18 protein-coding genes are annotated in these 22,771 nt (G+C 51.2%); 8 read left to right on the forward strand and 10 right to left on the reverse strand.

Annotated features, from left to right (window positions below):
- Positions 1–186 precede the first annotated feature (186 nt).
- Together AC5L4R_RS05805 and AC5L4R_RS05810 are read right to left on the reverse strand one after the other, a co-directional pair.
- Complete coding sequence (locus tag AC5L4R_RS05805) at positions 187–675, reverse strand: FKBP-type peptidyl-prolyl cis-trans isomerase (protein WP_494472494.1); 489 nt, start codon at positions 673–675, stop codon at positions 187–189.
- Positions 676–933: 258 nt separating this feature from the next.
- Positions 934–2,040 carry an AI-2E family transporter gene (locus tag AC5L4R_RS05810; protein ID WP_494472495.1) on the reverse strand — a complete coding sequence of 369 codons (1,107 nt, stop codon included), beginning with the start codon at positions 2,038–2,040 and terminating at the stop codon, positions 934–936.
- A gap of 43 nt (positions 2,041–2,083) precedes the next feature.
- Between AC5L4R_RS05810 and AC5L4R_RS05815 the strand changes: the two genes are divergently transcribed.
- Complete coding sequence (locus tag AC5L4R_RS05815) at positions 2,084–2,266, forward strand: hypothetical protein (RefSeq protein ID WP_494472496.1); 183 nt, start codon at positions 2,084–2,086, stop codon at positions 2,264–2,266.
- Between the two features lie 59 nt (positions 2,267–2,325).
- Complete coding sequence (locus AC5L4R_RS05820) at positions 2,326–3,906, forward strand: peptide chain release factor 3 (RefSeq protein ID WP_494472497.1); 1,581 nt, start codon at positions 2,326–2,328, stop codon at positions 3,904–3,906.
- A gap of 91 nt (positions 3,907–3,997) precedes the next feature.
- On the opposite strand, the gene AC5L4R_RS05825 is transcribed toward AC5L4R_RS05820, so the two are convergent.
- The 3 genes from AC5L4R_RS05825 to AC5L4R_RS05835 form a co-directional block, all read right to left on the reverse strand.
- Positions 3,998–4,573: a TerD family protein gene (locus tag AC5L4R_RS05825; protein WP_494472498.1), complete on the reverse strand. Its 576-nt coding sequence runs from the start codon at positions 4,571–4,573 to the stop codon at positions 3,998–4,000.
- Between the two features lie 150 nt (positions 4,574–4,723).
- On the reverse strand, positions 4,724–5,896 hold the full coding sequence (locus tag AC5L4R_RS05830) for a TerD family protein (RefSeq protein WP_494472499.1): 1,173 nt from the start codon (positions 5,894–5,896) through the stop codon (positions 4,724–4,726).
- Between the two features lie 439 nt (positions 5,897–6,335).
- Positions 6,336–8,108: a SulP family inorganic anion transporter gene (locus AC5L4R_RS05835; RefSeq protein WP_494472500.1), complete on the reverse strand. Its 1,773-nt coding sequence runs from the start codon at positions 8,106–8,108 to the stop codon at positions 6,336–6,338.
- 194 nt (positions 8,109–8,302) lie between these two features.
- On the opposite strand from AC5L4R_RS05835, the gene AC5L4R_RS05840 reads away from it, so the two are divergent.
- On the forward strand, positions 8,303–8,800 hold the full coding sequence (locus AC5L4R_RS05840; protein ID WP_494472501.1) for a pyridoxamine 5'-phosphate oxidase family protein: 498 nt from the start codon (positions 8,303–8,305) through the stop codon (positions 8,798–8,800).
- An 85-nt stretch (positions 8,801–8,885) separates the two neighbouring features.
- On the opposite strand, the gene AC5L4R_RS05845 is transcribed toward AC5L4R_RS05840, so the two are convergent.
- The 3 genes from AC5L4R_RS05845 to thrS all read right to left on the reverse strand — a co-directional run bounded on the left by AC5L4R_RS05845 (position 8,886) and on the right by thrS (position 12,775).
- The gene (locus tag AC5L4R_RS05845; RefSeq protein WP_494472502.1) at positions 8,886–10,142 is read right to left on the reverse strand and encodes a BaiN/RdsA family NAD(P)/FAD-dependent oxidoreductase; all 1,257 of its coding nucleotides are present in this window, start codon (positions 10,140–10,142) and stop codon (positions 8,886–8,888) included.
- A gap of 171 nt (positions 10,143–10,313) precedes the next feature.
- Complete coding sequence (gene infC, locus AC5L4R_RS05850) at positions 10,314–10,811, reverse strand: translation initiation factor IF-3 (RefSeq protein ID WP_494472546.1); 498 nt, start codon at positions 10,809–10,811, stop codon at positions 10,314–10,316.
- A 29-nt stretch (positions 10,812–10,840) separates the two neighbouring features.
- Positions 10,841–12,775 carry a threonine--tRNA ligase gene (gene thrS, locus AC5L4R_RS05855; protein ID WP_494472503.1) on the reverse strand — a complete coding sequence of 645 codons (1,935 nt, stop codon included), beginning with the start codon at positions 12,773–12,775 and terminating at the stop codon, positions 10,841–10,843.
- A 275-nt stretch (positions 12,776–13,050) separates the two neighbouring features.
- Here thrS and AC5L4R_RS05860 point away from each other — a divergent pair, with 275 nt between their 5' ends.
- The 3 genes from AC5L4R_RS05860 to AC5L4R_RS05870 all read left to right on the forward strand — a co-directional run bounded on the left by AC5L4R_RS05860 (position 13,051) and on the right by AC5L4R_RS05870 (position 15,768).
- Positions 13,051–14,124 (forward strand): 5'-nucleotidase, encoded by a 1,074-nt coding sequence (locus AC5L4R_RS05860; RefSeq protein WP_494472504.1) that lies wholly within the window; start codon positions 13,051–13,053, stop codon positions 14,122–14,124.
- A 166-nt stretch (positions 14,125–14,290) separates the two neighbouring features.
- Positions 14,291–14,464, forward strand: coding sequence for a hypothetical protein (locus tag AC5L4R_RS05865; protein WP_494472505.1), 174 nt, complete (start codon positions 14,291–14,293; stop codon positions 14,462–14,464).
- Positions 14,465–14,592: 128 nt separating this feature from the next.
- Positions 14,593–15,768, forward strand: a complete 1,176-nt coding sequence (locus tag AC5L4R_RS05870) for a 5-(carboxyamino)imidazole ribonucleotide synthase (protein WP_494472506.1) — start codon at positions 14,593–14,595, stop codon at positions 15,766–15,768.
- A gap of 1,087 nt (positions 15,769–16,855) precedes the next feature.
- On the opposite strand, the gene AC5L4R_RS05875 is transcribed toward AC5L4R_RS05870, so the two are convergent.
- A complete protein-coding gene (locus tag AC5L4R_RS05875; protein ID WP_494472507.1) occupies positions 16,856–18,097 on the reverse strand; it encodes a toxic anion resistance protein in 1,242 nt (413 codons plus the stop codon).
- Positions 18,098–18,451: 354 nt separating this feature from the next.
- Entirely contained in the window at positions 18,452–19,024 is a 573-nt protein-coding gene (gene efp / locus AC5L4R_RS05880; RefSeq protein WP_494472508.1) for an elongation factor P, read from the reverse strand.
- A 207-nt stretch (positions 19,025–19,231) separates the two neighbouring features.
- Here efp and epmB point away from each other — a divergent pair, with 207 nt between their 5' ends.
- Together epmB and AC5L4R_RS05890 are read left to right on the forward strand one after the other, a co-directional pair.
- On the forward strand, positions 19,232–20,251 hold the full coding sequence (gene epmB, locus AC5L4R_RS05885; RefSeq protein ID WP_494472509.1) for an EF-P beta-lysylation protein EpmB: 1,020 nt from the start codon (positions 19,232–19,234) through the stop codon (positions 20,249–20,251).
- 338 nt (positions 20,252–20,589) lie between these two features.
- The gene (locus AC5L4R_RS05890) at positions 20,590–22,752 is read left to right on the forward strand and encodes an EAL domain-containing protein (RefSeq protein ID WP_494472510.1); all 2,163 of its coding nucleotides are present in this window, start codon (positions 20,590–20,592) and stop codon (positions 22,750–22,752) included.
- The last annotated feature ends 19 nt before the right edge of the window (positions 22,753–22,771 follow it).

The following is a 22,771-nucleotide window of genomic DNA, read 5'->3' on the forward strand; positions in this document are numbered from 1 at the left end:
CGGCTCAAGTGGCTGGACTCAAGGATTGAGATAGGGACAACATGCCGCCAAGGGAATGATTGTCAGGATGACAACACCAAGATGTGATGGGCAGGATGCCCAAATAGCTGGTAACCACCGTTCAGCACACAACAAAAACCCATCGATACCGATGGGTTTTTGTTGTCGTGGCTTGTTGGCAAGCGATTAGTGGTGATGACCACCCACCCCGTGCGCGTGACCATGTGCCAATTCTTCTTCACTGGCATCACGGATATCCACCACTTCAACATCAAAATGCAAGTTTTTGCCTGCCAAGGGATGGTTGGCATCAACAATCACCACATCGGGCTGTACATCACGCACTGTCACCAAGATGATATCGCCATCTTCAGTTTCTGATTGAAATTGCATGCCCGGTTCGATGGTGTCCACACCCTCAAAATTGGCGCGTGGCACTTCTTGTACCGCAGCGTCGTCGTATTCGCCATACGCGTCCGCAGGTGCGACTGACGCGGTGAACTTATCGCCAACGTTTTTGCCCAAAAGTTGGTTTTCTAGGCCTGGAATGATATTTTGGTGACCGTGTAAGTAGGTCAAAGGTTGGTCAGAGGTTGATTGATCAATGATGTTACCGTCATCGTCTTTTAGCGTGTAATGAAATTGTACCACGCTGTTATTACCGATTTGTGCCATGAGATTTTTCCTTAAACAGTTAATTAAAAAAGTAAGTTAATTAAAATTTACTATTAAAATCCGCGCATAGCTTGCGTTATTTTAATCCAATTGCTCAAACAAATCCCCAACAAGGCTGGACTGTCGCACTATACGCACCTGTGGGGTCTGATTGGGCATATTTCACCACAAAGCTGTGTAACAATATAGCATAACAGTATAGCGCGATTGTGTTATTCTGGCCGAGCAAACCCTAGCCAGTACAAACGGCACAACCAATCACAACCAACCGCGATGCAGCAGCACGCGCTTGATTTGGGCGTAGATGACAGGCGCGGCAACCAGCCCTGCAATGCCAAATGTCGCCTCAAACAACAGCATCATCACCAACAACTCCCACGCGGCGGCATGGATGCGTTGCCCGATAATTTGCGCGTTTAAAAAGTACTCAAGCTTGTGAATGCTGACCAGCCAAGCCAGCGACGCGAGGCTAACCCCCAAGCCGTGCGTTAGGCTAAGCAGCACGATGATGATGTTGGATACCAAATTGCCGACCACAGGAATCAGCCCACAGGCAAAGGTAATTAGCACCACCGTCCATGCCAGCGGCAATGGATGCCCAACCATTGGCAAAATACCCAGCAAATAAATGGCCGTCAGTAGCGTGTTAATGATCGAGATTTTGACCTGTGCAAAAAACACTTCGCCAAACACACGGGTAAGCTCATCAAACTGTTCACGCACGTAACGGGCAACGGGCGACAATGGCGCGCGTGGGCGCGGTGGGATTTGTACCGCCATCATCGAGCCAATCACCGTACCAATCAGCACATAGCCAAAACCGCGCAAGGTGTGTATCCCGGCAATTTGCAGTTGTGGCGCGTAAGTTTTGACCATGGCCAGCAGCTGTGTTTGCAGCATATTGACTGAGCTTGGCACATGGCGCGCAACGTCATTGGGCAACATGCGGTGCAACTGGTCAAGCACCAAGGTGATTTGCTCAACCAATTTGCCAAACACATCGATGCTCATTTTTTCTGCCACCCAATCACTCGTTAGCACAACCAGTAGCGATGTAATTAGTAGCCAACTGACCAACGCCAGCCATTCGGCAAGCTGACTGGTTTGAAATCCAAACCAATTAGGGCGCAGATACGCCATTTGTTTGCGTAGCCAGTTGGCGATGCTGCGCGTCAAAGCGTACGCAATCAGCGCAGAAAACATCACCAACGTCAAATGCAGCAGCAACACAGGCAACCACATGACCACCACCCCACCGATGGCAAGCAAAAAGGTTTTGACAGTGGGCAGGCGCGCGTTGGCAGGCACGGCAAGCGGTTGTGGGTGGGTGGTGGTGTGATTGGTGGTTGGTGTGGGCTTGGACATGCGGATTAAAAAGCAAAAAAACAGGTGTTGCGTGTGGATTTGGTTGTCATCAACATTGTACGGTAAGCCATTGGTACAATGCCACGCCAAATTGGTGGAATTTTGTCACGCAATCTTGTCAGGTTTTTACTTGCCGCCAAGCTGTGAGTTTGGCTTGCGCCGCTGGCTAACACCTTACCAAATCACTGAGCAAAATCGCCAAATGGGGCAAAATCGGCTACAATAGCGGTTTTTTATTGCTGCGTTTTAAACAACTTATTTTTTGTCACAACCGAGTAGCCACCCATGAGTTTAGCCAGCGAAGTCGCCAAACGGCGCACGTTTGCCATCATCAGCCACCCCGATGCGGGTAAGACCACCATGACCGAAAAGCTGTTGCTGTGGGGGCGCGCGATTCAGACCGCAGGTGAGGTCAAAAGCCGCAAAACCGACAAGCACGCCACATCCGACTGGATGAGCATGGAGCAAGAGCGCGGTATTTCTATCACCACCTCAGTGATGCAGTTTCCGTACGCAAAGCACATGATTAACCTGCTTGACACCCCAGGGCACGCGGATTTTAGTGAGGATACCTACCGCACCTTGACGGCCGTTGATAGTGCGTTGATGGTCATTGACGGTGCAAAGGGTGTGGAGGAGCGCACCATCAAGCTAATGGAAGTCTGCCGTATGCGCGACACGCCGATTATCTCATTTGTCAATAAACTAGACCGTGAAATCCGTGACCCGTTGGCACTGCTTGATGAAATCGAGGACGTGCTGAAAATTCGCTGTGTACCGCTAACGTGGCCGATTGGCATGGGGCAGGACTTTGTCGGTGTGTATCATTTGGGCGAGAACAAAACCTATATTTACCAAAAAGGCTTTGGCACACAGCTGATTGAGATTGAGCAACGCGACGGCTATGACTACCCCGACATTCGCCAAAAAATTGGTGATATCGCGTTTCGTGAGTTTGAAGAGAGCCTTGAGCTTGCCCAAATGGCGCATGAGGACTGGGACAGCGCGGCATTTTTGCGCGGTGAGCAAACGCCCGTGTTATTTGGCACAGCGTTGGGCAATTTTGGCGTGAATATGGTGCTTGATACCTTGGTTGCGCACGCGCCTGCGCCCAAAGACCATGCCACCACCCAGCGCATGGTCCAGGCCGATGAAGCAAAATTCTCAGGCTTTGTGTTCAAAATCCAAGCCAATATGGATCCCAAACACCGCGACCGTATCGCCTTTATGCGCGTGTGCTCAGGCAAATATGAAAAAGGCATGAAAATGAACCACGTGCGCATTGGCAAAGAGGTGCGTATCGCCGATGCTTTGACGTTTTTGGCAGGCGACCGTGAGGCACTAGAAGAAGCCTATGCAGGCGATATCATCGGGCTACACAACCACGGCACGATTCAAATTGGCGATAGCTTCACCGAAGGCGAGGTATTAAACTTCACTGGCATTCCGCACTTTGCGCCCGAGCTGTTTCGCCGCGTGATTTTAAAAGACCCACTTAAATCCAAACAGCTACAAAAAGGCCTACAACAGCTGTCAGAAGAAGGCGCGACGCAAGTGTTTATGCCGCAAATCAACAACGATTTGATTTTGGGCGCGGTGGGGGTGCTACAATTTGAAGTCGTTGCCCATCGCCTTGCCGAGGAATACAAAGTGCAATGCACGTTTGAGCCCGTCTCCATCGCCACTGTGCGCTGGGTACACTGTGATGACGCCAACGAGTTTAACAAGTTTAAGAAAAAAGCCCACGACCAGCTATCTGTCGATGGCGGCGGCTACTTGACCTACCTTGCGCCAAGCCGCGTCAATCTGCAACTCATGCAAGAGCGTTATCCCGATATCACCTTTTCGGCAACGCGCGAGCATTGATAGCGCGGCATACAAAAACGGCTTTGGCAGTTTGACCAAAGCCGTTTTTTATGGCGAAAACATTTTTTACTAAGCGATTCACTGAGCCGTTTTAAATCTGGATGCCGTACTGCGCGCACATCGCTGCCAAGCCGCCTGCATAGCCTTGACCGACCGCGCGGAATTTCCACTCACCATTGTGGCGGTACACCTCACCAAAGACCATCGCGGTTTCGACTGAATAATCTTCTGCCAAGTCAAAGCGCACCACCTCTGCACCTGTGTCTTCATTGACCACGCGGATAAAGGCGTTTTGCACCTGGCCAAAGTTTTGGTTGCGTGCTTGTGCGTCATGAATGGTCACGGTGATGACGATTTTATCGACATCGGCAGGCACTTGGGTGAGGTTTACCTTGATAACCTCATCGTCGCCATCGCCCACACCGCTGCGGTTGTCGCCTGTGTGTTCGACCGCGCCTTCAGGTGAGCGCAACTGGTTATAAAAAATAAAATCGTGGTCACCGCGCACCTTGCCGTTTGCGCCCAGCAAAAACGCGCTGGCATCAAGGTCAAATTCTGCGCCTGAAGTCACGCGCTCATCCCAGCCTAGACCAATCAGCAAACGGCTCAAGGATGGGTCAGTTTTTGATAGTGATAAGTTGCCGCCTTTATTCAATGAAATTGCCATGTTTCAATCCTTATTGAAGTTTGATACGATAAATGGATACCGTTTTTGAAATTTGCCCTAAAAACAGCCCGTGGCTAGGCTGTATAAATTCACTTTAGCACAGTCTTTGCGATATGAAAGCAGGTTTTTGTAACTTGTTATTTTTACGCTTTATTTGCGCCCCCGTGTCCAGCTAAAGTTCCAGCCAAATTGTCTGTCCATGGATTTATGCCCGTCAAAATACTGATTGACGCGCTCGACTTGGATGCTGCCGTTTTGGTTAATCAGCCGCGCAATCGCACACATGCCAAGGTGACTGCTGCCTTCGGTCAAGGGGGTTTCAATCAGCGGTTGGTCGGGAATGTGCAAGGTCGCCACGCCATCGGTCTGCGCCCAGTTGGGCACGCCTTCGTAGATAAAGGCATAAATCAGCACCTCGCGGATATGTTGCCAGTAGCGGCCATTGATATCCAGCCATTCACCGCTGGCAGATGCGCCTGTGCGGTCATCGGCGCGCAAACGCACAAATGGCGCAGCATTGAGGTCGCCAAACGTGCCGCCCAAGGCTTGAATGACGTACTTGTCACCGTGTTGCAGGGCGACAAACGCGCCCAAATCCAAATCAATGCCGCCCGACGCTTTGCCAAACAGTTGGCTAAGCGTGCCGCGGCTGGGCGTGGTTGCGCGTTGATTCCAATTGAGGTTGATGGCAATGTCGCCAAAATTGTCGCGCTTGCTTAGATTGATGCTAGATTGCTGCTTGGTCAAAGTCACTTTGCTAAGATTGAGCGTGCTTTTGGGCGTAGGCGGTGGGGTTTTGGTGGGTGTAGGCGTGGGTGGTGGCGCGTCATCGGCGATTTGTACGCCGTAATATTCTGACAAAGGCTTAAGTCCACCATCAAAACCTTGCGCGACAAAACGCAGCTTCCACGCGCCTTGCCGACGGTACAACTCTGCCAAAATCAGTGCTTTTTCGTTGCGCCCTGCGGTGGTGACGCGGCATTGTGCCAGTGCTGTGCTGCCCTCAAACACGGTCAGCTCAATATCGCCCAATGCCGACAACGCGCGATCACTGGAGAATGCCAACGCGATTTTGTCAATCGCGGGTGGCTGCTGGGGCAAATCCACGTCAAACGCGCAATCGGTTTCATGCCCTGTGTAGCGCACGCGCCCATCATCGCTTTGGGTTTGCCCATAAAAAACCATGTCGCCATCGCCACGCACCTTGCCATCTGCCGCTAGCCGATACGCTGCGCAATCAATCGGCAATTGGCTAACCACCCGTAGGCGTAAATTGGTTGTTGGCACAGCGGTGTTTGCACCTGCCACCAAAACTTGACTCATAGCATATTCCTTTTATCATTCGTTGCCGTAAACCTGCGACTTCAGGCGGTGGATATAAGGCAATTGTTAAATGCGATAAGTTTTGCTATACTCATCTTACTATATTCAATGTCTTACATTCCACAATTAAGTTAAGACTAAATTGCGAGTACGCAGTAACTTAACTGGTAAGACGTTTCCAAACACACACTTAAGCTAATTCGTGTCTATGACAATCCTAACGGTAGGATTAGCTTAAAATAAGAATCTAAGATGTACGGTGTGTCGTACGGGCGGTTGCTATTGTCTTAGGTTTGCGGTGGGGCTTCACCGTCTTGCAGAAGGAATCCCCGAACGATAGGGAGGGGAGGAAGTCAATGTTACAGAGGTTTTAGCAATTTTGTTGCGATTTGTCTATGGTGAATTGGTAGCGTGCGCTGATATCACTGCGGCAGCTGTGTTAGCGTCGTGTTTGCGCTGTCAATGTTTGGTCTAACGCCACCAATGTATCAACCGCTTGCTGGGTGCTTAAAAATACCTGCCCCGACAAATTTTGTATCACAGGCGTGTGGGCAATCACGTCCATGACAGGCCCTTTGACCTCAGAAAAATTCAACGAAATATCACGCGCAAGCAAGGTTTGACCCAGCTCAACCAACATCTCTTGCGCGGTCAAATCAATGTGATTGACCGCTGACAACATCAGCACAACATGCCGACAAGCAGGGTGCGCACGCGCCATCGCGGTGATAAACTGGCGCACCGACTCGGCATTGCCATAAAACAGGCTTTCATCAACGCGAATCACCAACACATCGGCATGTTGGGCGACGTGATGACGCGCAATGTTGCGAAAATGCCCCGTATCACCGACTTGCCCGACCACCGCCATGTGCGGATGACTAGATTGCCAAATCAGCCCAGCAAACGACACCATAATGCCGACCACCAAGCCGATATTGAGCCCAAACAACAACACCCCAACCAACGCCACCGCAAACGCCAACGCGTCCAAACGGTCACGCGCGCGCGCTTGCCAAAACGTTGCCAAATCCACCATGCTGATAATCGACACCATAATCGTCGCGCCAAGCACGGCATACGGCAGCGGCGCAAGATAAGGTGCAAGCCACACCAACGCCAGCACCATCACCCCCACCGACAGCACGCTGGCAAGCGGTGACTGCGCCCCAGCATCGACATTCACCGCCGTGCGCGAAAACCCCCCAACCACCGTAAAGCTTTGCGTCACACCCCCTGCAATATTGGCCAGTCCCAGCCCCAACAGCTCACGGTTAGCGTCATACCGCTCATGACGCACGCGCGCAAAATTGCCTGCCACCGCGTCACTGGATACAAAACCAATCAACGCCATCAATGCCGCAGCAGGCAACAGCGCAATCAACTGCCCAAGCGGCAGCCCCGTCAGCGGTAGCACCACATGCGGCAAGCCTTGCGGAATATGCGCCACCGTTGCCACCCCATGCGCCGCAAAATGCCCGAGCGCACTGGCCACAATCGCCAGCACCATCACCCCCAGCGGCAGCACGCGCGTCACAACCGCCAGCGTTTTATCCGCCACTTGTCCGCCCAACCACCGCGCCAAATAATAGCGATTGACAAATAGCACACCAAACGTCACCGCTCCAACCAACAGCGTCGGCAAGTGCAACGCACCAAGGTGGGCAAAAAAACTCTCACCCATCGCAAGCAGTGTGTTGCCCGTGGTGTGAATACCCGTGACAAACTTAATTTGTCCCAAAAAAATCAACAACGCTGCACCACTGATGAACCCTGCCGTCACCCCACGACTGATAAACTGGGTAATCCAACCCAGCCGAAACACATGCGCAAGCGTCAATAGCCCACCCGTCAGCAGCGCAAGCCAACTGGCCAACCGCGCGTACTCAGCAGGCGGCAGGTGGGCGTACGGCTGCAACGCCTGCGCCGTCATAATCGCCGTAATCGCCACAGGGCCGACCGCATTGACCGCACTTGCCCCCACCCACGCATACACCAGCACAGGCACTACCGCGCTATACAGCCCGTACACAGGCGGCAGCCCAGCCAGCATGGCATAGCCCAAGCTTTGCGGAATCACCACCACACCGACCACCAGCCCTGCCAACACGTCTTGCGCCAACATCGGTTTGCGGTAGTCACGCACCCACGCAGGCACACCCAGCGCGCCAAACCGCGTGTTTTTTGATGGCCGAAAAAATCCGCCGTGCATCTAGACCCTCGCCAATCGCTGGTTACCTTACCACCCAAATAACCCACGAAAATTGTTTACAAAATTCGACTGGTAAAAATTTACCTCTATCTTAAAATTTAGCCCTATTTATAGCAACATTGATAAGCCGATGGCGCTTGTTAAACAACCATATGACAGTTATCCCAAGAATTTTAAACAAAAAGGAAGCCGCCATGAGCCAAACATCACAACATTTTGACGCGGTCAGTGCCATCATGCAAGACGTTAAATTTGCTATGCTGACCACCGTCACCGCCGAAGGGCACTTGCACGCTTGCCCGATGACCACCAACCACGTTGATTTGCCCGCGCGTGAGATTTGGTTTATTGGCGACAAAACCACCGAAACCGTCAAAGACATCCAACACAACGCACAGGTGAACCTCAGCTATACCAGCACAGACCACAAAAACTACCTATCCATCAACGGCCGCGCCGAATTGGTTGATGACGCGGACAAGCTTGACGAATTGTGGTCACCGATGTACAGCGCGTTTTTTGAACATGGTAAAGAGGATGTCAAGATTCAGCTGATTAAAGTCGTGCCCAACGGCGCAGAGTACTGGCTAAGCGGCAACAATGTGGTGAATTTTTTCAAAATGACCGCCGCGGCGGTGACAGGCGGTAAAATCGCTGACAGCTTAGGCGAAAACAGCGCGTTTAGTTTTTAACCGACGCTATCAAAGAACGCTAACCCCACCCATGTGGCAACCGCTGGCCAATCGCTGGCGGTTGTCTGACAAAACTGCCACCCCATCAAACCGCTTGCCCTGCCACAAAACCCGATGACCATGCCCATTGAAAATTGTAACCGCCCAGCCAACCTGTCACATCCAGCACTTCACCGATAAAATACAAATTTGGCTGCAGTTGGCTTTGCAGGGTTTTAGACGCGATATGGTCAGTTGCCACACCGCCGCGTGTGACCTCTGCCGTGCGGTAGCCTTCTGTCCCCGATGGCAAAACCTGCCAGTCATTGAGCGTATCACCCAGTGCGCTCAAGCGTTGGTCTTTGATATCACCCAAACGCGTGTTGGCGATGTCCGCCCACAGCAAGGCCTGCAAGGTTGCCAGCAGTTTTTTGGGCAGGGCAGGGCGGATGGCATCGGGCAGGACGTTGCGCAGCAAGGCGGTGGGTTGGCGGTGTTTGCGCGTCAATAGCCAATCGGTGGCATCAAGCTGCGGCAACAAATTAAGCGTAATCGGCTCACCCAGTTGCCAGTAGTTGGACAGCTGCAACATGGCAGGCCCTGACAAACCGCGATGGGTGAACAGCATCGCCAACTCAAACGCCGCGTGGGCATTGCTGGCTGTCACATTGACGCTTGTGCCTGCCAAACTGGCAAATGCTGCGCCCAATTGGTCGGTAAAGGTAAACGGTACTAAGCCTGCCGATGTCGGCACGCTATCATGCCCAAATTGCGCCGCCACTTGATAGCCAAAGCCTGTTGCGCCCATTGTTGGTATCGACAAACCGCCCGTGGCAATCACCAACGACTGGCCATACACGGTTTGCGGTGTTGGGTTGGGTGGGTTGGCAGCGGTTTTGGCGCGTTTATCGGCAACGGGGGCAACGTCTATGGCAAAGCTGTCATCGGTGCTCGCGCGGATGTCGGTTACCGCACGGCGCAGCGCGATGTGTACGCCGCTGGCATGGCATTCATCCAGCAATAGCTGCACAATATCCTTTGCGCTGTTCACACAAAACAGCTGCCCGTGGTCACGCTCATGATACGCCACGCCATGCGCTTCAACCAGCGCGATAAAATCCCATTGGGTGTATTGTGCCAAGGCAGATTTGCAAAAGTGCGGATTTTGGCTCAAATAATTGGTTGCATCAATCGACAGATTGGTGAAATTGCAGCGTCCGCCACCACTCATCAGGATTTTTTTGCCTGCCTTGTTGGCATGATCAAGTACCAACACGCGCCGTCCACGTTGGGCAGCGGTGAAGGCACACATCAGCCCCGACGCGCCTGCGCCGATGATAATCACGTCATAATCTGTCGTCATGGCGGTGGGTCTCCTGTGGGGCAGTGCTGCTGCCTATGCCTGTCTGTACTTACGTTAAGCGGCTAAACGCTAAGCGGCGAAAAAACAACAGCGTCAATGGCTGCATTGACGCTGTCAGAACTGGCATGGCCAACCCAATTGGCCAATCACGGCACACTGCTAGCGCGTGGTTTATTTTTTACGCGTAGGTCCAAGTAGCATACCGATTTGGCGACCCTCTAGCTTTGGTGGCTGCTCCACGTTTGCCACGCCTTCGGTGTCGGTGATGATACGCTCAAGCTGTTGTAGCCCGATTTGTTGGTGCGCCATCTCACGGCCACGGAAGCGAATGGTGACTTTGACCTTGTCTTGGTCTTCCAAAAACTCAACGATTTTGCGTAGCTTGACTTGGTAGTCGGCCTCTTCAGTGCCAGGGCGCAGCTTGATTTCTTTAAGCTGGGTTTGCTTTTGGTTTTTCTTTGCTTCCTTGGCTTTTTGTTTTTGGTCGTACAGATGCTTTTTGTAGTCCATGATTTTGACCACAGGGGGCTTGGCATCAGGGACAATCTCGACCAAATCCAATTCCGCCTCGCGCGCCGCTTGTAGGGCGGTGCGGATATCGACCACGCCCATTTGCTCGCCATCGGCTTTGACCAGTCGCACCTCTTTGGCGCGAATCTCTTCGTTAATCTCTAAACGATTTGAACTCTTAATGACACTTACTCCTGTGTGGGTTGGGTAGGTAGCCGCCCTTTTTGGGCGACGGCTTGTTGTACTAACGCAATAAACGCCTCGACGCTCATCGTGCCAAGGTTTGTGCCCTCACGCGTGCGCACATTGACTTGATTGCTCTCAATTTCTTTATCGCCCAGCACCAGCATGTACGGGATACGCTCAAGGGTACGCTCACGGATTTTAAAGCCGATTTTCTCATTGCGCAAATCGGTGATGACGCGTAAGCCTGCTTGCTTGAGCTGCTCGGCAATCGCTTGGCAGGCCTCGGCTTGTTTGTCGGTGATGTTCATCACCACCACTTGATGCGGTGACAACCATGCTGGCATCCAGCCTGCATAATGCTCAATCAACATGCCGATAAAACGCTCAAACGAGCCCAAAATCGCGCGGTGTAGCATGACAGGCACGTCACGCTCGCCTTGTTCGTTGATATACTCGGCATCTAGGCGTGAGGGTAGGTTAAAATCTAACTGTAGCGTGCCACACTGCCACACGCGCCCCAAGCAGTCTTTGAGGCTAAATTCAATTTTAGGGCCATAAAACGCGCCTTCACCAGGTTGTAGCTCCCAGTCAAGTCCCGCACTGTCCAGTGCGTCGGCAAGGTCTTTTTCTGCCAAATCCCACAGCGCATCGTCTCCCACGCGCTTTTCAGGGCGTGTTGAGAGCTTCATTTGGACATCAGTAAAACCAAAGTCTTCATACACTTTTAAAGTCAAAGCGATAAAATCCGCCGCTTCTTGTTTGATTTGGGCATGGGTACAAAAGATATGCGCATCATCTTGCACAAAGCCGCGCACGCGCATGATGCCATGTAGCGAACCTGACGGCTCGTTGCGATGGCACGAACCAAACTCCGCTAACCGCAGCGGCAAATCGCGGTAGGATTTTAAACCTTGGTTGAACACCTGCACGTGGCAGGGGCAGTTCATCGGCTTGATGGCATAGTCGCGGCTTTCACTGGCCGTGGTGAACATATTGTCGGCGTAATTCGCCCAATGCCCTGATTTTTCCCACAAAACTCTATCAACGATTTGCGGTGTTTTGATTTCTAAATAGCCGTTGTCGCGTTGGACTTGGCGCATGTACTGCTCAAGCACTTGGTAAATCGTCCAGCCTTTGGGATGCCAAAACACCATGCCCGGTGCTTGTTCTTGTAAGTGGAACAAATCCAACGCCTTGCCGATTTTGCGGTGGTCGCGTTTTTCGGCTTCCTCGATGCGCTGAATATAAGCCGCCAATTGTTTTTTGTCCGCCCAAGCCGTGCCATAAATACGCTGTAGCTGCTCGTTTTTGGCATCGCCACGCCAGTATGCACCGCTCATTTTGGTCAGTTTAAATGCCTTTAAAAAGCGTGTGTTTGGCACGTGAGGGCCGCGGCACATGTCGATGTATTCTTGGTGATAATACAGCCCCATGGCTTGTTCATCGGGCATGTCATCAATGAGGCGCAATTTGTAGGTTTCGCCACGGTCTTGAAATACTTTGATGACCTCATCACGGGGGGTCATTTTTTTGATGACATCATAATCTTGGTTGATAAGCTCAACCATGCGCTGCTCAATTGCCGCCATGTCCTCGGGAGTAAACGGACGCTCACTGTAGATGTCATAATAAAAACCGTCCTCAATGACAGGACCGATAACCATTTTGACATCAGGATACAACTGCTTGACCGCATGTCCAAGCAAATGCGCGGTTGAGTGGCGGATAATCTCCACACCCTCAGGGTCTTTGGGCGTGATGATTTGCACATCGGCATCTTCGGTGATTGGGTCGCTGGCATCCATGAGTTTGCCATTCACACGCCCTGCGACGGTGGCCTTGGCAAGCCCTGCGCCAATGCTCTCGGCAACCTGCATGACGGTGGTTGCGCCGTCAAATTGTTTGATATCGCCACTGGGTAAGCGAATTGCGACCATAGCCCTTCCTTATTCGTTGCGCGTCTTGCATCATCATATCGTGCGCGCTTAAATGGGGTAGTATAGCAGATTTTGATAGGTTTTCACAATTGGGCATGGGCGTTAAGGCGGCAAGTTTTGCGGTATTGGCCGTGAAAAATGCGCTCACAGTGGTACGGTGGCTGGCTAAAATCTGTCACGATGGCATAACAAAAGCGGACTTAATTTTGTTGTGGCATTGTTTATATAATGGTCAATTTATCCCAAGATACGCAAAACATTGTCAAAGGTTTATTATGCCTGTTGATTTATCCCATACGTTAATTGTTGCGGTTTCAGCAACCGCGCTGTTTGATTTGACTGAATCTGAGGCGTTTTTTGAGCAGGCGCGCGCCGCTGACCCGACAACGGCGGCAGAAAAATTTCGCCAATACATGATAGCGCGTGAGCACATGCCGCTCAAAACAGGATCAGGCTATCCGCTGATCCGTGCACTCCTCAACCTCAACCGTTATCAGCCGCAAACCGAAACGCTCGATGCGGTCATACGGCCGCTGGTTGAGGTGGTGATTATGTCAAAAAACAGCCCCGACACGGGCATTCAAGTGCTCAATGCCTTGCGCGCGCACGGACTGCCGATTAGCCGCTCGGCATTCACCTCGGGGATGGGTGTGGCCGACTATGTGGCGGATTTTAATGTCGATTTGTTTTTGACGACCAACCATGCCGATGCACAGCAAGTCACCGATGCAGGCGTGTGCGCGTGTGCGATTTTGGACGCACCGCCCATTGACATGGCGGCGTTGGACACCGACCAGCTGCGCATCGCGTTCGATGGCGACGCGGTGCTGTTTGATGAGGCAGGCGAGCTGTTGTCACGCACCGAAGGGCTGCAGGCGTTTCATGATTTTGAAGACCGCATGAGCGATGTCCCAATGAACAAAGGCCCGTATGCCGATTTTTTGATCAAGCTGTCGCAGTTGCAACGTCGTCTGCCGATGTCATTGGTCATCCCACCGATTCAAATTGCGCTGGTGACCGCGCGTAACGCGCCTGCCGATGTACGCGCCATCAAGACTTTGCGCGAGTGGGGCGTGAATGTGGATTTGGCGTTTTTTTTGGGTGGGTTAGAAAAAACCGCGGTGCTCAAAACCTTTGCGCCGCATATTTTCTTTGATGATTCGATTCACAATTACGACGCTGCCAAAACTGTCGTGCCATCGGGGCTTGTGCCATATCGCAGTGAGTCGCAGCTGTTTGCCGCCATCAATCACGACGACGACCGCGCCTTTGCTCCGCCGCATATTACCCTGCCTGTGCGCAAGCCCAAGGCGCACAAGTCCAGCGCGGCTAAGCCGACTGTTAAATAATCAGCGGTTAAAACCGCGCTAAGCTATAGCTTGGCCGATGATAAAACCAGCTAGCAAATCGTTAATTAGCGATGTGGTGACTTAAATTTTTAAGAATCTAATTTTAAGGGTTTTAATGGATAACAACACATCGAGCGTAACAGCTTGGCAAAATAGAACCAAAACCATGCAACAGCTAGTGCAAGAGCTGCAAAGTTTTGCTGACCAAAACTTAACAGTTGTTGTGACCGACGATGCGGGCGCGACGTTTAAAACGGTCAAACTTGTCAGCAAAGGCTTTGTCAGCGATGCTCAAGACCCAAACGCGGCTGAAACCGTGTATGGCGCGTTACACATTTAGCCAGACTAAAAAAATCCGCCTAAGCCGCCGATTTTGCTATAATAACGGTTTTTTTAAGTCGTCAGCGTGTTGAATATCACCCCATCCAACGCGCCGACTGAGCCGACAAAATCCACGGAGACGCGCCCATGCCAACCCGCCAACCATCCCCCAGCACGCGCCATGATGCGCCCGATGACGCGGTAAATTTTGCCCATTATCCCATCAAAACCATCGGGATTTTGGGCGGTGGGCAGCTTGGGCTGATGCTGGCGCAAGCTGCGTTGCCGCTTGGGCTGCGCTGCGTGTTCTTGGAAGACGCGCCATTTGCGCCTGCGCGTCTGCTTGGTCAAGTGTACCGCACTGAGCAATTTGAGGAATTTGCCCGTGCGGCAGATGTCTATACGCTGGAGTTTGAAAATACGCCCGTCTCCTCAGCGCAGCTGTTGGCGCAAACCTCGGCCCTGTACCCACCGCCCGACGCGCTGGCGGTGGCACAAGACCGCCTCAAAGAAAAAGCCTTATTTAATCAATTGGATATCCCAACCGTACCTTATCAAGCTGTCAATAACAAAGCCGAATTGCAAGCTGCGTGTGAGGGGTTGGGCGTGCCGTTGGTACTTAAAACCAGTCACGGCGGCTATGACGGCAAGGGACAATTTGTTATCCAGACGCTTGCTGATATCGACACGGCATGGGATGAGCTTGGCAACGCGGTAAACGACGCGCCGCTGATTGCTGAGGGCTTTATCCACTTTATGCGTGAGGTGTCTATCATTGCCGCGCGCGACCCACACGGCAACGTGGTGTATTATCCCTTGGTGGAAAATCACCACCACCAAGGCATGTTGGCAAAAACCATAGCACCTGCGCCCGATAGCGACACACTAACTGCCGACGCACAAGCCGCTATCAAAAAATTGCTTGAACACCTTGACTATGTTGGCGTGTTGGCGTTGGAATTGTTTGTTACCCAAGACGGGCTGCTTGCCAATGAAATCGCGCCACGGGTGCACAATTCGGGGCATTGGTCGATTGAAGGCGCGGTCACCAGTCAGTTTGAAAACCATATCCGCGCGGTGGCAGGCCTACCGCTGGGCGATACGCGCACCGTCGCGCCGTCTGTCATGCTCAATATCATTGGTGAATACCCTGATTTGGCAGCGGTGACGGCAGTGGCAGGCGCGCATGTGCATTTGTATGATAAAGAAGAACGCGATGAGCGTAAAATCGGGCATATCACCGTCATGCCTGCCAACCCAAGCGAATTGGACGCACGGGTGGCGGACGTGGTGGCGTGTCTGCCCAATACCATGGGGTTGTGATTTGGGCGCATAGGACGCCAGTCGGGTGAGCGATGGCAGCATGCAACCGTTTAACCACTCATACGTCTCACACATCACCGAACGGTTTTTGCGATTGAAAGTTAAATTCGTCCAACCGCCTCCATCCTACGAATAGCCCTCAGCGGTTTGCTTGGTGTCTTATGGGGCTTTAAATAAATGGCGCATTTTGTAAACTCGGGGCTGGCAAAATATAATGTCAATTTGCCGCCCTCGTAATATTCGGTTTTTTCAACCTTGCTAAGTGGATAGCCAAATGCCGTCGCGCCTTTAAGCTGATAAGTAGTGATGGCTTTGCGCGTATCCTCATACCCTGTTTTTACTGTCTTTTTGCGGACAATCGAGCTTTTATCATTCGTTGCCGTAAAACCACCGCCTTTAGGAGGTGGATATAAGGCAATTGTTAAATGCGATAAGTTTTGCTAGACTCATCTCACTATATTCAATGTCTTACATTCCACAGTTAAGTTAAGACTAAATTGCGAGTACGCAGTAACTTAACTGGTAAGACGTTTCCAAACACACACTTAAGCTAATTCGTGTCTATGACAATCCTAACGGTAGGATTAGCTTAAAATAAGAACCTAAGATGTACGGTGTGTCGTACGGGCGGTTGCCATTGTCTTAGGTTTGCGGCAGGTCTAACCGTCTTGCAGAAGGAATCCCCGAACGATAGGGAGGGGAGGAAGTCAAAGCTGCCTTTGACTTTGTCTAAAACAATAATCGTCAAAACTGCACGTATCAAGCAACGGCACAAAAACGGGTGTCCACTCGACGGCGGCGTGACTGACCGCGCTACCGCTCAATAATCAAGCGGCTGCCAATGTGGCTCATGCTTTCTTCTTAATATTTAAAACAAACAGGCTCACAGACGCGACTGCAAAAACACGGATTGAGCAATAGCGTCTGCGTACCCAGTCGCTAAGTTTGGGCTAGCCAAGCTTGCACGGTTTTGCATATCGGGCAAAAGCAGCGTCGGGCGCGCGGCTGGCATGCGCCCTGCACTTAAAAAATTGGCAAACCTGCTGAGCCAAAGGGCTGAGCCAAACGCGTTTTGGCTAGGTCTAGGTTAGATTTTGACCTCGCCCAAGGTGGATTGATCCGTAATGCGCAAGGTGTCTGACACCTCGTTGATGGTGGCTTGACGGTTGGCTCTATCCAAGTAGTTTTGCGCTTTATCCACCTCTTGTGTCAAGACATTGACGGTTTGTTGCATGTTGTCCAATGCTTGCACTTTAAACTGGTCAATTGCGTCCATCGTTTCATAAATATTATTGAACGCTTTTTGCAGTTTTTCGACCTCAATGCCGCTGGTGCTGGCTTGCTCATGGACTTGCGCGGTTTGTTGTTTGAGCAACATGGATGTTGATTCAATCAAGTTGCTGGTGGTGGTATTAAGCGCATTGATCTGGTCAAGCACCAGTTTTTGGTTGCTTAAGGCCTGTGATACCATCACGGCCGTGCGCAATGCCGAAATCGTCGTGGTGGTCGCGCGATCCACGCCTTTTATCAGCTCAAGGTTGTTTTTGCGAATCATATCAAGTGCCAAATACCCTTGGATATTGACCGCTAACTGGGTCAAAAAGTCCATGTTCTTTTGACGCACATAAAACAGCATTTCTTCTTTGACGATGCGCGCTTTTTCAGGGTCAGTGGCCTCAATCTCGGCGACTTTTTGCTCAAGCTGTTCATCAATTTTTTTGCCCACATAGATGTACTGACGTAGCGACTGCATCAGTGCCCACATGGTGACTTTTTCTTGTTCGATGATGGCATTGTCTTTAATCAGCTCATCTTTGCCGTTGTATAGGCTTTCGATGATGGCGTTGATGTGGGTTTGTGAGGATTCATAACGGCGAAAATAGTCCTGCACGCCTGTACCCATCGGGATGATGCCCAAAAACTTACGCGGGCTTGATAACGCGCCTTGCTTGCTTGGGTCAAGGTCTTCAACCACGCCGCGCAGCTCAGTCAAGGATTTGGCGATAGGTGAGTTGTCAAACAGCGCCTTATCCATGCTTTTGACAGGGCGGTCAAGCATACGATTTGACACTTGCGCCGATGCCCGAATCTCCGCACTGCCCAGCTGGTGAATGGCATTGACCTTTTCATCAAACGTCGGTGTATTGACGGGGGTCGATAGCACGGCGGCGACAAAGTCATTGACCTTTTGGTCAAGCTCGGGCACTTTGGTTTGGTCAAGTTTGACCATTTGATCGGCTTCGTCTTGAGGCACAGGCGTGACGGGCTTGGGTGGTTCTAGGGTGATGACAGGGTGGGTGGTGTCGGCAGGTGGGGTTAGCTGTTGCATGGTGTTTCCTTGGCGAAAGTTTTTGTTTTATCGTGCCAAATTCTTTATTGACAATCTTGGATTGGTGCGCAGATGGCAGCTATAAGCAGCATTATACATATTAGCATGATAATTAAGGCTGTCATCAAAATCTAAACACAATACCTAACAGGCATTTACATCTTGTAATTATTTGCCTTGTGATTATTCGCCTTGTGACTATCCGCGGCTCAGGCGGATGAGCAAATGATTATGCTTGGCGCTATCTGGCTTTTGCTATTGTGGGTTATTTTAAGGATGGACGATGGCAAGTGGGCATAAAAAAAGCGCAATTTGGCTCGATTGCGCTTTGATAGATGATTGATTTTAAAAAAATTATTGCACGCGTGCCAAGTATTCGCCCGTACGGGTATCAACGCGGATTTTTTCGCCTTGCTGGACGAATAATGGCACACGCACCACCGCGCCTGTCTCAAGCGTCGCAGGCTTACCGCCACCGCCTGAGGTGTCGCCTTTAAGGCCAGGGTCGGTTTCGGTGATGGTCAATTCAACAAAATTGGGTGGCGTGACGCTTAGCGGTACACCATTAAACAAGGTGATGGTGCATAGCTCGTTGCTGTTGTCTTTAAGCCATTTGGGCGCGTCGCCCATGGCGTTGGCATCGGCTTGTAGCTGCTCAAAGCTTTCAGGGTGCATAAAGTGCCAAAACTCGCCATCGCTGTACAGATAGTTCATTTCGGTATCCACAACGTCCGCGCCCTCAAGGGTGTCGCCAGATTTAAATGTGTTTTCAAGCACTTTGCCTGTTCTGAGGTTGCGCATTTTGACACGGTTGAACGCTTGCCCCTTGCCGGGTTTGACGTATTCGTTTTCCAAAATTGAATACGGATTGCCGTCCAGCATGACCTTTAAGCCTGCTTTAAATTCATTGGTAGAGTAACTTGCCATAAGATGTCCTAAATTCGTTGCTAAGCTGAGTGTTGGCTATTTTTTATCAGGCTGATTTTTGCAAGCAGCCCATGCAAAAAGGTCGGTGATCTCAGCCAAAAATAAGTTGCCGCGCTGTCAGCCGCCGCCAAACGCGCGTATAATAGCATGTTTATGCCATCGCCTACAGGGGATGGACTGGTTTCATTCATAGCCAATTAGATTGTCATGATACCGCATTTAGACCAACAAAAAAACTGGCAAGCCGCATTTTCTGAGGTCATTGACAGCCCCGAGGCATTGGCACAAGCACTTGACTTGCCTGCCGATGCGTTTGATGAGGTGTTTGCCCATGCCGACAGCGGCTTTGTGCTCAAAGTACCGCGCCGCTTTGTGCAAAAAATGCGCCGCGGCGACATCCACGATCCACTGCTGCGCCAAGTGCTGCCAACCTTTGCCGAAAACGTTGCCGTGTCGGGCTTTGTCACCGACCCGCTCGGTGAGATGGCGGCAAATCCGCGCAAAGGTATCATTCACAAATACGCCTCACGTGTGCTGATTCCCGTGACGGGCGCGTGCATGGTGCATTGTCGGTATTGTTTTCGCCAACATTTTGCCTACAGTGACAACCTACCAACGGGCAATGACTGGCAAGCGATTGGCGACTATATCCGCGCACACCCTGCCATCCACGAGGTGATTTTAAGCGGTGGCGATCCGCTGTCATTGAGCGAGCGGCGGCTCAATCAGATTTTGGACACGCTTGAGGCACTGCCACAAATTCACACCATTCGGCTGCATAGCCGCGTGCCTGTGGTCATTCCCGAACGTTTGGACGACGCGCTTTTGACCCGTCTACAGGCCAGCCGCTGCCACATTGTGTTGGTGATTCACGCCAATCATCCCAATGAGCTTGATGCTGCCACGCTGCGTCATTTGGCGCGTGCGCGTGCGGCAGGCGTGACGGTGCTTAATCAATCAGTCTTGCTCAAAGGTATCAACGACGATGCCGACATATTGGCTAGCCTGAGCGAACGGTTATGGCAAGCGCAGGTGCTGCCGTATTATTTGCATGTGTTGGACAAAGTTGCTGGCGCGGCGCATTTTTATGTTCCTGATGAGCAGGCGGTGGCTATTTATTGGCAACTGCTGGCGCAATGTGCTGGTTATTTGGTGCCCAAATTGGTGCGTGAACTGCCTGACCAGCCCAACAAAACACCGCTCAATCTATATCTGGCTGATATTTAACCCGTTTATTGAATTTGTTTACGTGAAAAACAAGCAAAGTAACAAGACAGCAGCGCATTTTGTGGTATGATTTTTTGTATACTTAAAATGGTGTTATCAATCGTGTGGTTTTAGTATAAAGTTACAGATACAGTGACTGTTTAGCGCAGCGTGTACTTGGCGGTAAATTTTTTTTAACACTATCTTTTAAACATATCATGCAATAAGTGTTGTAAACACGATGTGCCGATTTGATGATTCATTGATAACTTAGGTAACTTAAAACTTAACCTGATTGCTGCGTTTGGTTGCTTAGCTTGCTTACATTCACTTGACACTCAATGAACGGACAACCGCCCATGCCCAATCTCTCACGTCTAAATTTACTGGTCGTTGATGACAACCAACTGTTTGCCGAGCAGTTGGTCGCTAAGCTATCGGAGTATTATGCCAGCGTGAACTTGGGTTTTTTAGATGCCAAAGATGAGCTGATTAAACTCTTGCGCCAATCATGGGACGTGCTGGTCATGGGCAAAGCGTATGATATGACGTTTGTTCAGCTGATGGATATTATCAGACAACACGATATTGATTTGCCCGTGATTGCCATCATACCCACAAGCGGCGTGTATGGTGACTTATCACCCAACGATAAGTCGTGGCTTGAGCTGGTGGGCGCGGATGATGCCACCGAGCCAAGTTTGCCGCTGTATCTGCATTGGGGGGCGGTTGATGCCATGGCAAAAAATCGCCTTGTTGAGATGGCGGCGCAGATTTATCAACAGCACCGCCAAAAGCTGGTGCGCGACGAGCTTGCCAAGCTGCGCCGTGTGCTCAAAGATGCCGAGCAACGCGCCAATTTGCTGATAAAAAATTCCAAAAGCGCGGTGGCGTATATCGAAGACGGCATTCATATCTATGCCAACGAGCCGTATTTGCAGCTATTTGGTTTTAAAAATATGGATGAGCTGCGTGGCGTGCCTGTGGTGGATTTGATTGCCAGTAATAATATCAAAGATTTTAAACAGTTTTTAAAAGATTTTGAAAAAGGCAACCGCGATAACGTCGAGTTTAAATTTGAAAGTGTGCGCACCGATGGTTCGACATTTGCCGCCAAATTGCAGCTGGCTGCCGCCACGTATGACGGCAATCCCTGTCAGCAGGTCATCATTCAGCAAGAGGCAGGCAACAGTGCAGAATACGCCAAAAAACTGGCCGCCATAGAGCGCAAAGACGCGCTAACAGGGCTCTACAATCGCCGTGGATTTGAGGAGACTTTGGCAAGTATCCGCGCGGCGACGGTTGCGCAAAGTGGTACGGCAGGCTTGGTTGATGTGCGCCTTGACAACGTCGGACAGCTACAAGCCGACCTTGGGTTTCAAAGTATTGATGAAATTATCACCACCTTAGGTCAGATACTACAAAATCAGATGGCACAGTTGTTTGGTGATCCTGTGCAAGATGGCTTAATCAGCCGTTTTAACGATGTGAATTTTATGCTGATTTTGCCAAATATTGATGAAGCGCGCTTGTTGGCGTTTTGTCAGCAGCTGCAGCAGGCGGTGGCAGGCGATCGCTTTACGGTGGGCTCACGCAGTGTTAAGGTCACTGTGACGTTGGGCGCGACGATGATTGACACCAGCTCGCCTGATACCACAACGCTGATTGAGCGCGTCACCCATGCGGTTGTGACGGCGTTTGAACAAACCGACAAACAAGGCAACGGGCTGCATCTGTACGACCCTTCACAATTTGCCAGCAGTGATGAAGGTGCGTTGTATGAGGCGCTAAAATCGGCATTGCAGCAAAACAAATTTGGTGTGTTGTATCAGCCGATTTATGATATCGAAGCCGATACCAGCAATTTATTTGAAACCTATTTGCGCCTACCGCTAGCAGATGGCACCAACATGAAGCCCAACGCGTTTGCCACCGTCGCCGCGCAGCATGGCTTGATGCAAAGAATTGACCGTTGGCTGTTGATTCGCGCGTGTAGAGACTTAAAAGCCTATCGTGCCAATATTGATGCAAGCGCGCGGCTGTTGGTGCATCTGAGCGCGCAGTCGCTCAGCGACGACAGCCTGCCTGAATTTGTTCAAAAACTGCTACAAGCGATCGGTGGCACAACAGCAGGGTTATTGACGCTGCAATTTGCCGAGCACACGCTCAATGATTATTTGGCAGCGGCCGCCAAACAACGCGCCAATTTGCAGCGCATTGGCTGTCAGATGGGGATTTATGACTATGGCAGCACACCAAATGCCGATGAGGTCATCACCACCGTGCAGCCCGATATCGTGCGTTTAGCGGCCAATCAAGTCAAAGATTTGTCCAATCCCGACAACGTGCAAGCCTTGACGGCAACGGTGCAGCAAATCAATGCAACGGGTGCGGCATGCTTGATGCCGTTTGTTGAAGACCCTGCCACGATGTCCACCGCATGGACAGTGGGCGCGCGTTATTTGCAGGGAGATTATTTGCAAGCGCCCAGCCCTGATATGCACATTGAAACCGAAGCCTAGCGAGCCACGAGTCGCTTGG

The organism is Faucicola sp. SE7633 (assembly GCF_059264685.1).

Excerpts from the sequence above, each read along its gene's own strand:
- AC5L4R_RS05805 (WP_494472494.1), bottom strand. The coding sequence starts at position 675 with ATGGCACAAATCGGTAATAACAGCGTGGTACAATTTCATTACACGCTA.
- AC5L4R_RS05810 (WP_494472495.1), bottom strand. The coding sequence starts at position 2,040 with ATGTCCAAGCCCACACCAACCACCAATCACACCACCACCCACCCACAA.
- AC5L4R_RS05820 (WP_494472497.1), top strand. The coding sequence starts at position 2,326 with ATGAGTTTAGCCAGCGAAGTCGCCAAACGGCGCACGTTTGCCATCATC.
- AC5L4R_RS05825 (WP_494472498.1), bottom strand. The coding sequence starts at position 4,573 with ATGGCAATTTCATTGAATAAAGGCGGCAACTTATCACTATCAAAAACT.
- AC5L4R_RS05830 (WP_494472499.1), bottom strand. The coding sequence starts at position 5,896 with ATGAGTCAAGTTTTGGTGGCAGGTGCAAACACCGCTGTGCCAACAACC.
- AC5L4R_RS05835 (WP_494472500.1), bottom strand. The coding sequence starts at position 8,108 with ATGCACGGCGGATTTTTTCGGCCATCAAAAAACACGCGGTTTGGCGCG.
- AC5L4R_RS05840 (WP_494472501.1), top strand. The coding sequence starts at position 8,303 with ATGAGCCAAACATCACAACATTTTGACGCGGTCAGTGCCATCATGCAA.
- AC5L4R_RS05845 (WP_494472502.1), bottom strand. The coding sequence starts at position 10,142 with ATGACGACAGATTATGACGTGATTATCATCGGCGCAGGCGCGTCGGGG.
- thrS (WP_494472503.1), bottom strand. The coding sequence starts at position 12,775 with ATGGTCGCAATTCGCTTACCCAGTGGCGATATCAAACAATTTGACGGC.
- AC5L4R_RS05860 (WP_494472504.1), top strand. The coding sequence starts at position 13,051 with ATGCCTGTTGATTTATCCCATACGTTAATTGTTGCGGTTTCAGCAACC.
- AC5L4R_RS05865 (WP_494472505.1), top strand. The coding sequence starts at position 14,291 with ATGCAACAGCTAGTGCAAGAGCTGCAAAGTTTTGCTGACCAAAACTTA.
- AC5L4R_RS05870 (WP_494472506.1), top strand. The coding sequence starts at position 14,593 with ATGCCAACCCGCCAACCATCCCCCAGCACGCGCCATGATGCGCCCGAT.
- AC5L4R_RS05875 (WP_494472507.1), bottom strand. The coding sequence starts at position 18,097 with ATGCAACAGCTAACCCCACCTGCCGACACCACCCACCCTGTCATCACC.
- efp (WP_494472508.1), bottom strand. The coding sequence starts at position 19,024 with ATGGCAAGTTACTCTACCAATGAATTTAAAGCAGGCTTAAAGGTCATG.
- epmB (WP_494472509.1), top strand. The coding sequence starts at position 19,232 with ATGATACCGCATTTAGACCAACAAAAAAACTGGCAAGCCGCATTTTCT.
- AC5L4R_RS05890 (WP_494472510.1), top strand. The coding sequence starts at position 20,590 with ATGCCCAATCTCTCACGTCTAAATTTACTGGTCGTTGATGACAACCAA.